A 15,023-nucleotide genomic window follows, 5' to 3' on the forward strand; every position below is an offset into this window, starting at 1 on the left:
TGGCATTTGATTCGTAAGTCCTTTAGCAAAGCCGGCAAGCTTGACTAAGCTTTAGCCATGGAATCTGCCATGGATAATTGGAATGGACTCTGGCACCGCCGCCGTGAATCTCAGTTTGGATTTCCCCCCTCAATTGCTTGCCGAACTGGGCAAGCTGCAGGCCAAATTTATCCGCGGGGAAGACGTACTCCTGCCCCTGTGCCGCTTGTTGGCGGAGCAAAGCGAATCCGAAGCTGTGCTGATGATCAATGCCGATGCCATGTTCAGCGAAGATATGCCTGCTGCCGCGTCCTGTTGGTGCCGGGATCCCGTGCGTTATCTGACGCTCTGGAAGGATGTCCGCAATTGGCCCTTTGCCGGCCAGGAACAACTGGTGCATTGTTGGCACAAGTTTGTGGTATGGCCGGTCAAACAAAGCAACACCCTGGTGTTCTTTCACACTCCCAGCGAGGAGTGGTTTTCATTCCTGCTCGGCTTTGGTGATTTGATTGCGGAAATACTCATGGGGGTGTTCACCCTGCAAGCGGCCGACTGGCGGGAGAAAATTGGCCAGCAGATCCCCAGTGCCTTTGACAAGGAATTATTCCGCTCCATCGTCAGCAACAGCGACGATCTGATCCTGGTGGTGAGCCGAACTGCCAAAGGCAGCAGCGAAATTATCTATGCCAATGCCGCGGCAACCTGTGTTTCCCTGTTCCCCCGCAGTCAGTTGATTGGCCAGCCGGTCAGTTTGCTGTTCCCACCCGGGCCGGATAATCCCGAGGCCGAAGATCTGCAGCAAGCCCTGGAGCTGCAGCGGGATTTGGATTTCGAACTTTACTGCTACCGCGCCGATGGCGAGCGCGCTTTGGTGCAGCTGCATCTGGTCGCGCTGGAGCAAAGCAGTGATGCCAGCTTGTTTGCCTTGCTTGGGCGCGATCGTACCGAACAGCGTCAGTTGGAGCAGACCATGGCCCGAACCCAGAAAATGCAGGCCATTGGCCAGCTGGTGGGGGGCATAGCCCATGACTTCAACAACATTCTCGGAGTGCTCAAGGGTAATCTGGAGCTGGTCCAGTTAAAAAATGTGGAGCCCAAGCTGGACAATTACCTCAATACCGCACTGAAGGCCTGCCAGCGTGGCACCGAGCTGACCCGCAGACTGCTGCAGTTTTCCCGTGAGGAGCAGTTCAATGCCTGCAATTGCCAGGTCAACCAGGTGATATCGGATCTGCAGGAACTGTTTGCCAAGTCGCTTACGGCCAAGATCCGCCTGCAGGTCAAGTTGACACCAAATTTGCCTGATATCCGGGTCGATACGGGGGATCTTGAGGATGCGCTGCTCAATCTGGTGCTCAATGCCAAGGATGCCATGAATGACAACGGGGTATTGACCATAGGCACCGGGGAGTCTGAACTCTGCGGTTTTTTACCCGGGCTTGGCTCGAAAGTGCCGGTGGAGTCGGGCCGTTATGTATGGATCTCTGTGCTGGATTCAGGTTGCGGCATTCCTTTGCGACTGCTGGATAAAATTTTTGACCCCTTTTTCACCACCAAGGACAAAAGTAAGGGGACAGGTCTGGGTTTGGCCATGACCTATGGTTTTGCCAAGCGCTCCCATGGCTATTTGAATGTGTTGCACACGGGCTCCGACGGCACGGAGTTCAGGCTGTGGTTTCCTGCCGTCAGTGCCAAAACGCAACCACAGACAGATGTGATGGCGGAGGCCGACCTGTGCCAGGTGAAGGGCAAGGTCAGGGCGCTGCTGGTGGATGATGAGGTCGAGTTGCTTCGGGTGCTGACGGACTACTGTGAACTTCTGGGGATCGAGGTGGCGGCATACAGCGATCCCCATGAGGTGCTGGCGTTATCCCGTCAGGGTGATATCGATGCGGATCTATTGATCACCGACGTGTTGATGCCGGGGGGTATCAACGGTTATGAGCTGGCCAGTGAACTGGATGCGAAAAAGCCCCTGAGCGTGTTGCTGATCTCCGGATTTATCGGTGACATAGGGGTGAATCACCATGAGGAAATGCCCTACAAGGTGTTGCATAAACCCTTTGAGCTCAATGGGTTTGCCCTGGCGCTGGCGGAAGTGGGTATAGCGTTTGTCAACAAGGATGCGAGGCAGGCATGGAACAGTTAAAGGTGTGGATAGTGGATGATGACGAGGACTACTGCCATCTGATGCAAGAAGTACTTGAGGATGGCTTTGATGTCAGGGCCTTTGTCGACGCCAGGAGTTACCGGGATCTTATTACCCGGGAACGGCCGGATATAGTGCTGATGGATATCAATCTGCCGGATTCCAGTGGTATTTCCCTGTGCAGGGAATTGCAGGAATCGGAGCTGGATACTGCGGTCATTTTTGTATCTGGCATGAATACCCTGGAAGAGCGGCTTAAGGCCTATGAGGCCGGTGCCGTGGACTTTATTGCCAAACCATTTGAGCTCAAGGAGCTATTGGCAAAGACCCACGCGGTTGGTCACTATCAGGCGAAAAAGCGCTCGCTGGAGCAGGCCGAATCCATGTCGCGCAATATGGCCTTTCAATCCATGGGCGAGTCGGCCCAATATGGCGCCGTGCTGCAATTTTTCCGCCAATGCTTTCTGTGCCGGGATTTTCAAACCCTGGCCGATGCCTTTTTTGAGCTGATGGAGCAACTCAATCTGAATACCTGCCTGGAGATCCGGGTCAAGGATACCCATTATTTTGTGCCTGAGCATACGCCCATCAGCCCCATAGAGGCCAACATCTTTGAGTTGCTCGACAGACAGGGCAGGCTCTATGACTTTGGCGCCAGGACTGTGTGCAACGACAGGCATGTGTCTTTTCTTATCAAAAACATGCCACTACAGGATGAAGTCTTGTATGGGCGTGTGCGGGACATCATAGCCGTCGTCGTCGAGGGCCTGGAGGCCAGGGTGCTGGATATACAACGCCAGAATGCTTTGGCAAGCCTGGTGGCCGATATCGGCGCGCTGCTGGAGGGTCTTGGTGATTCCATCCGCCAGAGCGATGAGGCTTTTGGCCGCGCCATGGTCAATATCACCAATGACATTCGGGCCAGCTTTCATGTACTCGACATGACCGAAGAGCAGGAACGATTTTTTGCTGCCTTGGTTGAGCGTAACCTGCAACAGGCCAAAACAGCATCCCAGGCATTCATTGCCGTGAAAGATTCACTGTCATCTATTTTGGATATGCTGAAATCGAGTTCGTAACATTTTAAAAACAAAGCTTGATCCCGGTCACGCCCTCTCCGGATCAAGCTTGGCTATAGTGGGTAAAGTGACCACTATTGACTAGTATTTAGTTTATAAGCTTATGCCGGCGCAGGAGATGCCTATGCTTAACCGATTGATGCGGGACCATAAACACATTGCCATACTTCTGAAGATATTGAAGAGCAAGGTACTCAAACTGGAAGAGGGGGAATACGTCAACTTCAATCTGGTACGTGACGTTATCGAGTACATGCAGGGTTACGCCGAGCACAGTCATCATCCTCTGGAAGAGATTATTTATGACTATTATCTCAAGGCCAATCCGGAGCAAAAGCGCATCAACCGCTTGAGTGAGGAGCATGCCCGTCTGGTGGAAGCCTCTGGCACCCTGATGGCGACACTGAATTTAATTCTCAATGATGTGGTGGTAGCCAAGGATAAGCTGATTTCCGAGCTGAAAAACTACGTTCAGATGCAGGAACATCACATGCTGTTCGAAGAGCGGGAGATTTTTCCGCAGCTAACCTTTGCCTTGAGTGACAAGGACTGGGCTACTATCAATGAGCTGTGTCTGCAGAAACTGATAGATGACCCGTTATTCAGTGATAACGACAATCAACTATTTGATGAACTGAGAAATTATTTGGCTGTCGCTGAATAGCAGCCATTAAAAAGAGCGCCGGTTGGCGCTCTTTTGTTCAGGATACATCAGACCATCAAACTGTCGATATCGTAATCGAAATTACTGTCTATATCCTGCAGCTCTTTGAGCAGACGGTGCTTGTCCTTCAGCGCCTCTATCTCTCTCCACTTACGCTTTTTGGTACAGCCCCTGGAGCGATTTGGTCTTTCAACGACTTCATCTAGCGCACTACCATAGTCTAAACGATCCATGGCAACCTCCTGTTGTTGTGTGTTTTGTCAGCAACTAAATACCACAATAGAGGAATAGGGTGCAAGATTTGTGTTTCAATTATGTTAACTGCAAGTGACGTCTGGATGAAATCTTGTTGTTTGTTAGGTGGTTAGCGTAACGCATTGAAAAATAAGGCCAGCATGTGCTGGCCTTATTTGATGTTACAGGTGTCCCTGGCGGAAAAGCCGGATCAATCTATTGCTGGAACCATCAAGATCGGTACTTTCTTCTGCCGCACCAAGCCGTGCCAGCACATCATTACCCAGGGTTTTGCCGAGTTCGACTCCCCACTGATCGAAGGAGTTGATTTGCCAGATAACCCCTTGCACAAAGGTGCGGTGTTCGTACAGGGCGATAAGAGCGCCCAGAGTCTGTGGAGTCAACTTATCCATCAACAGGGTATTGCTGGGTTTGTTGCCATCCATCACTTTATGACGCGCTATTATGGCCTTGTCCTGGTCACTGAGCTTGCTGCCGGCAAGTTCGGCCAGAGCCTCTTCAAAGGTACGTCCCTGCATCAGCGCCTGGGTCTGACCAAAACAGTTGGAGGCCAACTGTGTATGGTGTTCACCCAGGGGATTGTGGCTTTGCAGTGGCATGATGAAGTCTGCTGGAATAAGGGCTGTACCTTGATGCAACAGCTGGTGATAAGCGTGTTGGCCATTGGTACCTTCACCACCCCAGATCACCGGGCCGGTATTGAAATCTACCCGTTCACCATCGAGGGTGACAGATTTGCCGTTACTTTCCATATCCAACTGTTGGAAGTAGGCCGGCAAACCGCGCAGGTAATGATCATAGGTCAACACCACATGGGATTGGGCATTGAAAAAGTTGCTGTACCAGACCGACAGCATGCCCATAATCACCGGCATGTTTTGTGCCAGTGGCGCTTCGACAAAATGCCTGTCCATGTCTCTGGCGCCCTGCAGCAGGGCACGGAAGTTGTCCATGCCCACCATCAGCGCTATGGGCAGACCAATGGCTGACCAGAGTGAATAACGGCCGCCGACCCAATCCCACATGGGAAATATATTGGCCTCATCCATGCCAAAGGCGGTTGCCTTGGCGACATTGGAGGTGATGGCGGCAAAATGCTTGGCTATATCCCGCTGACTGCCACCCTGACTCAGGAACCAGTCGCGGGCGCTGAGGGTGTTGGTCAGGGTTTCCTGGGTGCCGAATGACTTGGACGACATCAGGAATAGGGTGGTTTCCGGATCCACCAGTTTGAGTTTTTCCACCAGAGAGGTGGCGTCGACGTTGGCCACAAAGTGACACTTGAGTTTACCGCTCCAGTAGGGGCGCAGCGCCTGGGTGGCTATCTTGGGACCAAGAAAAGAGCCGCCAATACCAATGCTGACAATGTCGGTAATGGCCTTGCCGGTATAACCGCGCCACTCACCCGAGGTGATGGCTTCAACAAAGGCCTCCATCTTGGCCAGTGTCTGTTGTACTTCGGGCACAATATTTTGGCCATCGACATCAATTTCACTGTCGGCGCTGGCCCGCAGTGCTGTATGCAGCACTGCCCGCTGTTCAGTGGTGTTGATGCGTTCACCGGCAAACATGGCGCCTATCTTGTCCTTGAGGTTGGCGCTTTGTGCCATGGCCAGCAAAGACTGCATCACCTCTGTGGTGATCCGGTTTTTTGAGTAATCCAGCATCAGGCCCGCCGCTGATACCGACATGGCTTCGGCACGCTTGGGGTCCTCGGCAAACAGGCTGCGCATATGCGGCAGCTGTTGGCTGAGGCGTTGCAATGTTTGCCACTGGGGATAGCTATTCATCACTGTCATTGATCCACTTCCTGAAATCAGTCGGCCAACTTGGCCTTGAGCATGTCTTCGAGCTTGCCCTGATCTATGGCGAAGTTACGGATCCCTTCGGCCAGCTTGTCGACGGCCATGGCATCCTGGTTAAACTCCCAGCGGAACTGGGCTTCGGTCAGGGGATCAGCTGGTTGTTCAATGCTGGTGGCGGCGGACAGTTTGCGCACCACTGGGGTGTTGCTGTTGGCCAGTTCTTCCAGCAATGAGGGGCCAATGGTCAGACGATCGCAGCCCGCCAATTCGATGATTTCGCCGGTATTGCGGAAGCTGGCCCCCATCACCACGGTGTCGTAACCATGGCGCTTGTAATAGTTGTAGATCTCGGTCACCGAGACCACGCCCGGATCTTCGGCGGCGCTGTAGTCCTTACCTGTGCTCTTTTTGTACCAATCAAGGATGCGACCGACGAAGGGAGAGATTAAAAATACCCCGGCCTCGGCACAGGCGCGGGCCTGGGCGAAGCTGAACAACAGGGTCAGGTTGCAGTTGATGCCTTCCTGCTCCAGTTCCTTGGCAGCACAGATACCTTCCCAGGTGGAGGCCAGCTTGATCAGGATCCGTGACTTGTCTATGCCGGCATCCTGATAAAGCTTAATCAGCTTATGGGCCTTGGCGATGGAGCCTTGTTTGTCAAAGGATAGTCTGGCATCCACTTCGGTGGAGATACGGCCCGGAACCAGTTTCAGGATTTCCAGACCGATATTGACCGCCAATTTGTCACCGGCATCTTCAATTTGTTGTTCCAAATCATCGCTTTGTGCCTGCGCCCAGGCCACGGCATCGTCAATCAGGGGAGCATATTCAGGGATCTGGGCTGCCTTGAGGATAAGCGATGGGTTGGTAGTGGCATCTTCGGGTTGATAACGTTTTATCGCCTCAATATCACCTGTGTCCGCCACTATGGTAGTCAGTGACTTCAATTGCGCTAAGGTATTCGCCATGGATCTTATCCTTCTCAATGGGCCCGTTGGCCGCAGAACTTCGCTCCTGATATTAGAAGCCATTTGAGTCTGATTTCCAACCGTTCATGAAAAAAAATTACCAAATTGAACTGAGTGTTTCAGCCTGCACATGCCAGTGATGAAAAAGCCACTGCAGGCAGTGGCTTTTAATCTAGACGATCTTTGTTACTTCAGTACTGCAACTTTCTCAGAACCTGTCACCACGGCTTCCACCCGACGGTTGGCGGCGTGGGCTTCGTCGCTGTTGCCATCCATCACCGGCATGGTAATACCATAACCTTTGGCGGAGACTCTTGAAGCTGCGATACCATACTTTTCAACCAGCACCTTGGCAGTAGCCTGGGCGCGCTTGTCAGACAGCTTGAGGTTGTAGTCGGGATTGCCCACGTTGGAGGCATGGCCGCCAATCTCAACGGTAGAACCTGGATGTTGGTTCATGTAGTTGGCCAATTTTTCGATATCAGCATAAGAATTTGGGTTGATGACCGAAGAATTGTTGGCAAAACGCAGTGAACCCAAGGTATAGGTGCTGACATCATCTTTGTAGATGGTGCAGCCTTTGCTGTCGACCTTGTGATTGGATGGGGTTGCCGGACATTGGTCCTGCTCATCAAATACGCCGTCCATATCACTGTCTTTGGGCTCTTCCTTCACCATGGGCACAGGAGCCGGTGCCGGCGCTGCCTTCTTGGACTCGCCGAAACGGTAGCTCAGTTCCAGGCCCCAGTAATTGCTTTCCATTTCCAGGGTATTGAAGGCGTCGTCATCCAGATTTTCATAGCGGCGGTATTTGGCTTGCAGTTTCAGATTCTCGGTCAGTTGATAACCGACACCTGCGCCAATATAGGGGGCTATGCCACTGTCGCTGTAGTACTGACCACCGCCATCTTTGTTGTTGTACAGCAGGTAATCCATGGCACCGGCTTCGGCTGACAGACTCCACTTTTCGGCGATGGGGAAAAAGGCCACCAAGCCCAGGCTCAGGCCTCGGGCGCCGACATCGTTGAGCACGTTGCTGTAATCGACCCATTCGGCGCGGCCCAGATCGCGATAGCCCAGTTCAACACCGAAATGTTCATTAAACAGGAAACCACCAAACACATCCCAGGCATAAGGATCATCTTCACCACAGGTCATCATGGTTTTCTGATCGCAATTGGGTTCGTAGTTGTTGATACCTAAACCTGCGCCCGCATACCAGGGGCTGAGGCCGTCTGCTGCATTGGCAGCGAAGGGCAGTGCCGATACCAGCAGTAATGCTTTCAAAGAATTGTTCATCATTAATCTCCAAGTCCATTATTGTGTGACTGTGCCAGTATGCTCGGTGAGCACGGTCCGCACTTGTGCTGGCGCTTTCCTGATATTATTAGCGGACCCTGAATATTATCGCTGCCAGACGGGCTTTGCGCCATATAGTGCGGAGCAAATTTATGATTATCATAAAAAAAGCACCCATTTGGGTGCTTTTTTACTAACGGCGTTTACCACATGTTAACAACTCAGCGGGTCCAGACCCAGTTTTCGATGTAGCTGGGGTCCACGCCATTGGCCTTGATGTAGTTCTTATGGTCTACCAAGCGCTGCAACATATCAGTGGTGATGGCCACGTGTTGGGTTTCATCAATCACACCTTGCTGGAACAGTTTGTAGGCCATATCTATCACCAGGTGATAACGGGAGGTACCGTTACGCACGCCCATGTCGAATGGAGTGGTGGTAGAACCTTCTTCTTCGTAGCCTTTGATGCGGAATCGACGACTGCCCTTGTAATCAAAGATCAGTTTCTTGATGGTATTGGGGTAGCCATGGTAGTTGAACACCACACCCTTATCTTTGGTGAAGATCTCATCCATCATCCATGGCTTTTCCTGGAACTTGCGGCTGCCAAGACCATTGGAGTTGAGTTCCGACACGCTGACAAAGCGGATCCTGACCCTTGGCAGCAGCTCGCGGATAAGTACCAGCGAGGCCATACATTCCTGAGTAACATAGTCACCACAGCCTGCCAGCACCACGTCCGGATTATCATCGGAGGCGAAGTCCCACACCATGATGCCGTCTTTTGCCTGCTTGCGGGCTTCATCCAGGGTCAGCCATTGTGGCAGATCTTTCTTGCCTGCAACCAGAATGTTGAGCTTGTCACGGTCGCCAAAGGCACGCTCGGTATAAACCAGGGTGCTGTTGGCATCGGCCGGCAGATAGGCCGAGATAATCTCAGGGTGTTTCTCCAGCATGGCGCCCAGGAAGGACGGATTCTGGTGCGAGTAACCGTTGTGATCCTGACGCTCCAGCAGAGATGACAGCACCACGTTGCACGATGGCAGCGGCTTGCGGAAATGTACTCCTTGGCTGGCATAGACATACTTACAGTATTGGTCGGCCATGGAAGACACCACCTGAGAGAAGGCCTCATAGGTTGGGAACATGCCGTGACGACCTGTGACTGTGTAGCCGTGCATCATACCGAACAGCAGGTTCTCCGACAGCAGTTCCATCACCCGACCATCACGGGTCATGTCAACGTCCCAGCTTTCGATGGGCCATTGCCAGGCTCGATCTGTCTCTTCGAATACCGCCTGCAACTGGTTGGAGTAGGTTTCGTCGGGGCTGAATATCCGCAGGTTGCGTTGATCGCGGTTCAGTTTGAAGGCATCGCGCATCCACTCGCCCATCTTGTTCATGGAGAAACCGCGATGTCCTCTTGGTACTTCAGGACCATAGGCCAGTTTGGTCAGATCCGGGGTGGACAGGGCGCGCACCATTTCACCACCGTAGGACAGTTTCTGGCGACCGCAGCTCAATTCTTTGGGCGGGATCAGTGACTGAATGTCCTTGTCGAAGATCAGCTCACCCTGTTCATTCATATGGTACAGGTCGCTGAAACCGTAACTTGCCAGCCACTTGTCCAAGGCTTCCAGATGCCCCTTGTCGGTGGCGCATTTATTGACAATGACCTGGTGAGATTCGCAGTTGCCTTCCAGCTTTTTGCCCTTGTCTTCGGCAACGCCGGTCCAGCCCTTGGCGGTACGCATCAGGATCACCGGCCAGCGGGGTTTGCACACGTCTTCGCCATTGCGGGCGCGGGTCTGAATGTCATTGATCATGGCATAGGCTTGATCCATGGCGTTGACCATTTGTACATAGACGTCTTCTTGGCCCTGGTCATCCACTATGATGGGGAAATAGCCCAGGCCACGGAATTCCAAATCCAGTTCTTCGTGACTCATGCGACCCATGCGGGTTGGACCGGAGATCTTGTAGCCGTTGATATGTACAATTGGCAGCACCGCGCCGTTGGTGGCCGGATTGACCAGGCGGTTGGCGTACCAGGATGCCGCCAGTGGGCCGGTTTCCGATTCACCGTCGCCGATCAGTACAGTGGCAATCAAATCCGGATTATCAAGCACAGCACCCCAACCCACTGACAGGGAATACCCCAGCTCACCACCTTCAAGGATTTGTCCGGGAGCTTCCGGATTGGCATGGGATGGATAACCATAGGCTGCTGAAAATTTCTTACAAATGTCTTCGATGCCGGTTTCATTATAAGGAATGGTTTCCGGATAGAAGTGGCTCAGTGAACCTTCAATGAACAGGTTGGCCTGAACAGCGGGGAAACCGTGGCCTGGGCCGACGAGATAAAGGAACGGACGCTTGTGTTTGACAATGAGGCGGTTAACGTTGGCGTATACAAAGTTAATCCCTGGACAGGTACCCCAGTGTCCAAGCAGTCTGGGCTTGATATCACTGTGGGCCAATGGACGTTTATGCAAAACGTTTTGTTTAAGATAAATCTGTGACGTGGCCAGGAAGTTGGTGGCACGCACATATTTTTTCAGGGCGGTAATCTCATGCTGCTGTGTCATGGTAAGCCTCTTACTGCACAAAGATGATTAAAGTGAACTGGATTGCTTGGCGGTAACTATAGTTGTAATTAAATTACAAAAACGTGCCCTACCTCCAATTTTACTCAGAATAATTGTCTGCTTGTGTTTGGTTGCCTGGTTGTAAAGATTGTGTTTTGCAGTATTTAACAGTAGTTATCCGGTGGATTTTTGCCTGCCTCAGTCGATGCTGTGGCATTTAACTGTGAGCTTGATCACAAGGTGATTTTCCAATACTGTGCTACTTTGCAGCGCCCGGCGCGCCCATGGTTGAACGCCAGGTCTTTATCAGTCCTGTACAACAATAGATAAGCTGTTCAGCCTGTCATTCATCGGCCCTTTGAGACCGGTGTTTTCATTGGAAAGAAGCAGAATCCCATGTTAGAAACCATAGTGAATTTTTTGAACGCTCTGTTGTGGGGCAAATTATTGGTGTACGGCCTGGTTGGTGCGGGCTTGTATTTCACCGTCAGACTGGCTTTCATTCAGCTCACCCATTTTCGCCATGGGATCAAGGTATTGACCATCAGTCGCCAGGGCGGTAACAGCGGCTTGTCATCATTTCAGGTGTTTTGCACCAGCATGGCCGCGAGAGTTGGTGCAGGTAATATGGCCGGTGTTGCCGTTGCCATTGGGACTGCGGGCCCTGGTGCCGTGTTTTGGATGTGGGCCATTGCCGTTCTGGGTATGGCAACGGCGATGATAGAGTCCACCCTGGCGCAGGTATATAAGGTTAGGGACGAGGATGGACAATTCCGCGGTGGCCCTTCCTATTATATGGAAAAGGGACTTGGACAGCGTTGGATGGGCGTGCTGTTTTCCTTGTTTCTGATCCTGGCCTTTGGCTTGGTCTTCAATGCGGTACAGGCCAATACCATCAGCGGTGCCATGGAGCAGGTGTTCGGTGTTGATCCCCTTTATGTTGGCAGCCTGACAGTGCTGGCCAGCGCCTTTGTCATCATGGGCGGGCTGCGCAAGGTGGCCAGAGTGTCTGAGATCATTGTGCCTTTTATGGCCCTGGCATACATAGCCATTGCACTGGTTGTGGTTTTCTCCAATCTGGAGAAGTTGCCGGAAGTGATTGAGTTAGTTATCAAGAGCGCTTTTGGTTGGCAGGAGGCGGTCGCCGGTGGTGTGGCTTACAGCGTGGCTCAGGCCATGCAGGCCGGGATCGCCCGGGGACTGTTTTCCAACGAAGCCGGTATGGGCAGCGCCGCCAACGTGGCCGCCAGTGCCACACCAAACCCCAACCATCCCGCATCCCAGGGCTTTGTTCAGATGATGGGCGTGTTTTTCGACACTATTGTTATCTGCACAGCCACTGCTGCCATCATTTTGCTCGCCGGTGATATGGGTGGCGATGGCGACGGTATCAAGCTGACAATAGACGCGCTTACCAGTCATGTGGGAGCCTGGGGTGCCACCTTTATTGCCGGTGCCATACTGCTGTTTTGCTTCACCTCCATCATTGCCAACTACTCCTACGCTGAAACCAACGTCATGTTCCTTAACGGCAACAGCAAAAAGGGCCTGCTGTCGTTTCGTATGCTGGTGTTGGGCATGGTGATGTTCGGCTCCCTGGCGAAGATTTCTCTGGTGTGGGATCTGGCGGATGTGTCCATGGGCCTGATGGCAATAGTCAATATTGTCGCCCTGGTGATGTTGTCGGGACTGGCTATTCGGGTGATTAACGATTATCGCCAGCAACTGGCCAATGGCGACATGCCGGTGTTCGATCGCCGTAAGTTCCCCGAACTGGAAGGACAGCTGGGCGAGGGGGTCTGGACTGATGCACCCAAGAGCTCAGTTGCCGATCCAGCCTGATTAGGCGATTGTCCCAATCTAATCAACCACGCTTTCGGGCGTGGTTTTTTCATCTCGCGTCAGTATCATAATGGCTACGCAGCCAATAAGAGAGAAAACCATGCTTGTCCTTGTATCTCCAGCCAAAACCCTGGATTACGACAATCCGGCCACTACATCCAGGTACAGTTTGCCCGAACTGCTGGATCACAGTCAGGAACTGATCGAGGTCTGTCGTACTCTGACACCCGCCGATATTGCCAGTTTGATGAAGGTCAGCGACAAGATTGCCGGATTGAATGCGGCCCGATTTGCCAGTTGGAGTCGGGACTTTACGCCGGAGAATGCCAAGCAGGCGCTGTTCGCCTTTCGTGGGGATGTTTATACGGGCCTGGACGCCGACACTCTGACCGATGCCGAATTGGATTATGCCCAGCAGCATCTGCGTATCCTTTCCGGGCTGTATGGGGTACTCAAACCCTTGGATCTGATGCAGGCCTATCGTCTGGAAATGGGCAAGCCCCTGGCCAATGGACGTGGGAAAAATCTCTATGAGTTCTGGGGCGATATCATCACGGATAAGATCAATGAACAGCTTGCAGCTCAGGGCGATGATATTGTGATTAACCTGGCATCAAACGAATACTTTAAGTCGGTTAAACCCAAGCGGCTGAATGGCACCCTGGTGACGCCTGTGTTCAAGGATGGCAAGAACGGTCAGTACAAGGTCATCAGCTTTTTTGCCAAGCGGGCCCGCGGCATGATGACCCGTTTTATTTTGCAGCAAAAACCGCAACAGATAGCCGATCTGCGCTGTTTCAATAGCGGTGGTTATTATTACTGTGAAGCCCAGTCCAGCGAGTTTGAGCCCGTATTCCTGCGGGAAGAGCAATAAGCTTCCTGGCACGGACAAAAAAAGCGCTGCATTGGCAGCGCTTTTTTGTGTCAGCGTGGGCCTGATTTAATTCTGTGCCACTTTATTTTTTGGTTACCGGAATTGGCCGCAATTCAATGTCTGAATTGGCCATCAGATAGGCAAACTGGGCGTATGCCGCCACATTCTGGGCCAGGGCCTTGGGATTTATTTTGTCCAGAGTATCGTTTGGCGTGTGGTGGAAATCGAAATAATCGATGCCATTCTGCCGCAGAGATGCTACCGGTACGCCCAGTTCCGGCAGCATTGACACGTCAGGCCCTCCAGAGGCCTGATTATTACCGGCGGCCACGCCAATCTTAGCCATGTCGGCACTGAGCTCAAGCAGCTGTGGCAACGCCTTGTCATTGACTTTCCAGTCCAACTGGTAAATCCTGCCGGCGCCAAAGTCTGATTCTGCGGCAATATAGTGTTTGTCCATTTCAGCGGCATGGGCCTTTGCATAGGCTTTCCCACCGATCAATCCCAACTCTTCTGCGGCGTAAAGTACCACCCGTACGGTTCGGGCCGGTTTCCGGGGCAGCTCCTGAATAAGTTTGCCGGCAGCGGTCACAATGGCGACGCCTGCACCATCGTCAATTGCACCGGTTCCTTCATCCCAGGAATCCAAATGGGCGCCAATCAGTACGATTTCATCGGCCTTGCTGCTGCCGGTTACCTCGGCAATGACATTGTAGGATGTGGCTTGCCCTTGGGATTGCGGGGACAATTTAAGCGACAACACCACCTTGGGGTCGCGCTTCAGCATGGCGTCAATCAAATCCGCGTCCGGATTTGATATGGCCGCGGCAGGAATTTTGTTGACCCCGTCCTGATAACGCATCATGCCTGTATGGGCCATGCGATCCGAATCCGTGCCTATGGAACGGATAATGACTGCCAAGGCACCTTTCTCTGCTGCGGCGACAGCACCTTGGGAGCGTCCGGGGACGGATTTACCATAGCCGGCGCCTGTCTTGGCTCTTTCGGTTTTATGGTCAATAAAGACTATCTTGCCCTGGACCTGCGCCAAGTCTGCCGCTTTAAGCTCATCCAGGTTGGCAAAGCGAATGATCTCGGCTTCGATACCTTGTTCTGGGGTTGCCACGCTGCCACCCAGAGCCGTGATCACCAATTTTTGAGGGAAAGGGAAGGTAATATTTGCCTGGGCATCACCACGTAGCCACACGGGCACCATGACGGGCTCCTTGTAGACGCGGTCAAACCCCAGCTGCTTGAGTTTTGTCTCGGCCCAGGCCACTGCGCGGGTATCGGCTTCTGAGCCCGGTAGTCTCGGGCCCACTTCCACTGTCAGTGACTCGACTATGTCATAGCCTAAAGAAGATGCCTGGGCCTGCTCGGCTAATTGACTGGCAAGTTGTTGAATCGAGTCTTCTGCTCGCACCAGATGGCTGAAAGAGAGGGCGGTGACAATGGCACTGGCAAGCAAGTGACGGGATAGGGATTTCATGGGTTTCCTCTGTTTTTATAAGCTAGGTCGCA

The 15,023-nt window shown here is 52.7% G+C and carries 11 protein-coding genes; 5 read left to right on the top strand and 6 right to left on the bottom strand.

Going from position 1 to position 15,023, the window contains the following annotated elements:
- Window positions 1-82: 82 nt before the first annotated feature.
- The 3 genes from JYB84_RS04140 to JYB84_RS04150 all read left to right on the top strand — a co-directional run bounded on the left by JYB84_RS04140 (window position 83) and on the right by JYB84_RS04150 (window position 3,871).
- Complete coding sequence (locus JYB84_RS04140; RefSeq protein ID WP_207322184.1) at window positions 83-2,128, top strand: hybrid sensor histidine kinase/response regulator; 2,046 nt, start codon at window positions 83-85, stop codon at window positions 2,126-2,128.
- Window positions 2,116-3,207, top strand: coding sequence for a response regulator transcription factor (locus JYB84_RS04145; RefSeq protein ID WP_207322185.1), 1,092 nt, complete (start codon window positions 2,116-2,118; stop codon window positions 3,205-3,207). Before JYB84_RS04140 ends, JYB84_RS04145 begins: the two co-directional genes overlap by 13 nt.
- A 124-nt stretch (window positions 3,208-3,331) precedes the next feature.
- Window positions 3,332-3,871: a hemerythrin domain-containing protein gene (locus JYB84_RS04150; protein ID WP_207322186.1), complete on the top strand. Its 540-nt coding sequence runs from the start codon at window positions 3,332-3,334 to the stop codon at window positions 3,869-3,871.
- Between the two features lie 47 nt (window positions 3,872-3,918).
- Here JYB84_RS04150 and JYB84_RS04155 read toward each other — a convergent pair whose 3' ends face one another.
- The 5 genes from JYB84_RS04155 to JYB84_RS04175 all read right to left on the bottom strand — a co-directional run bounded on the left by JYB84_RS04155 (window position 3,919) and on the right by JYB84_RS04175 (window position 10,786).
- Window positions 3,919-4,104, bottom strand: a complete 186-nt coding sequence (locus JYB84_RS04155) for a DUF3545 family protein (RefSeq protein WP_207322187.1) — start codon at window positions 4,102-4,104, stop codon at window positions 3,919-3,921.
- A gap of 183 nt (window positions 4,105-4,287) precedes the next feature.
- Entirely contained in the window at window positions 4,288-5,925 is a 1,638-nt protein-coding gene (gene pgi / locus JYB84_RS04160; RefSeq protein WP_207322188.1) for a glucose-6-phosphate isomerase, read from the bottom strand.
- A 17-nt stretch (window positions 5,926-5,942) separates the two neighbouring features.
- Window positions 5,943-6,899, bottom strand: a complete 957-nt coding sequence (gene tal / locus JYB84_RS04165) for a transaldolase (protein WP_207322189.1) — start codon at window positions 6,897-6,899, stop codon at window positions 5,943-5,945.
- A gap of 186 nt (window positions 6,900-7,085) precedes the next feature.
- On the bottom strand, window positions 7,086-8,201 hold the full coding sequence (locus tag JYB84_RS04170; RefSeq protein WP_207322190.1) for an OmpA family protein: 1,116 nt from the start codon (window positions 8,199-8,201) through the stop codon (window positions 7,086-7,088).
- 218 nt (window positions 8,202-8,419) lie between these two features.
- Window positions 8,420-10,786, bottom strand: a complete 2,367-nt coding sequence (locus tag JYB84_RS04175; RefSeq protein ID WP_207322191.1) for a phosphoketolase family protein — start codon at window positions 10,784-10,786, stop codon at window positions 8,420-8,422.
- 396 nt (window positions 10,787-11,182) lie between these two features.
- Between JYB84_RS04175 and JYB84_RS04180 the strand changes: the two genes are divergently transcribed.
- Both JYB84_RS04180 and yaaA read left to right on the top strand, forming a co-directional pair.
- On the top strand, window positions 11,183-12,628 hold the full coding sequence (locus JYB84_RS04180; protein ID WP_207322192.1) for an alanine/glycine:cation symporter family protein: 1,446 nt from the start codon (window positions 11,183-11,185) through the stop codon (window positions 12,626-12,628).
- A gap of 100 nt (window positions 12,629-12,728) precedes the next feature.
- Window positions 12,729-13,502, top strand: coding sequence for a peroxide stress protein YaaA (gene yaaA, locus JYB84_RS04185; protein WP_207322193.1), 774 nt, complete (start codon window positions 12,729-12,731; stop codon window positions 13,500-13,502).
- 82 nt (window positions 13,503-13,584) lie between these two features.
- Here the strand turns inward: yaaA and JYB84_RS04190 are convergent, their stop codons facing one another.
- Complete coding sequence (locus JYB84_RS04190; RefSeq protein WP_207322194.1) at window positions 13,585-14,991, bottom strand: M28 family metallopeptidase; 1,407 nt, start codon at window positions 14,989-14,991, stop codon at window positions 13,585-13,587.
- Window positions 14,992-15,023 lie beyond the last annotated feature (32 nt).

The sequence above is a fragment of the Shewanella cyperi genome (assembly GCF_017354985.1).
In the GTDB taxonomy this organism is placed as follows: domain Bacteria; phylum Pseudomonadota; class Gammaproteobacteria; order Enterobacterales; family Shewanellaceae; genus Shewanella; species Shewanella cyperi.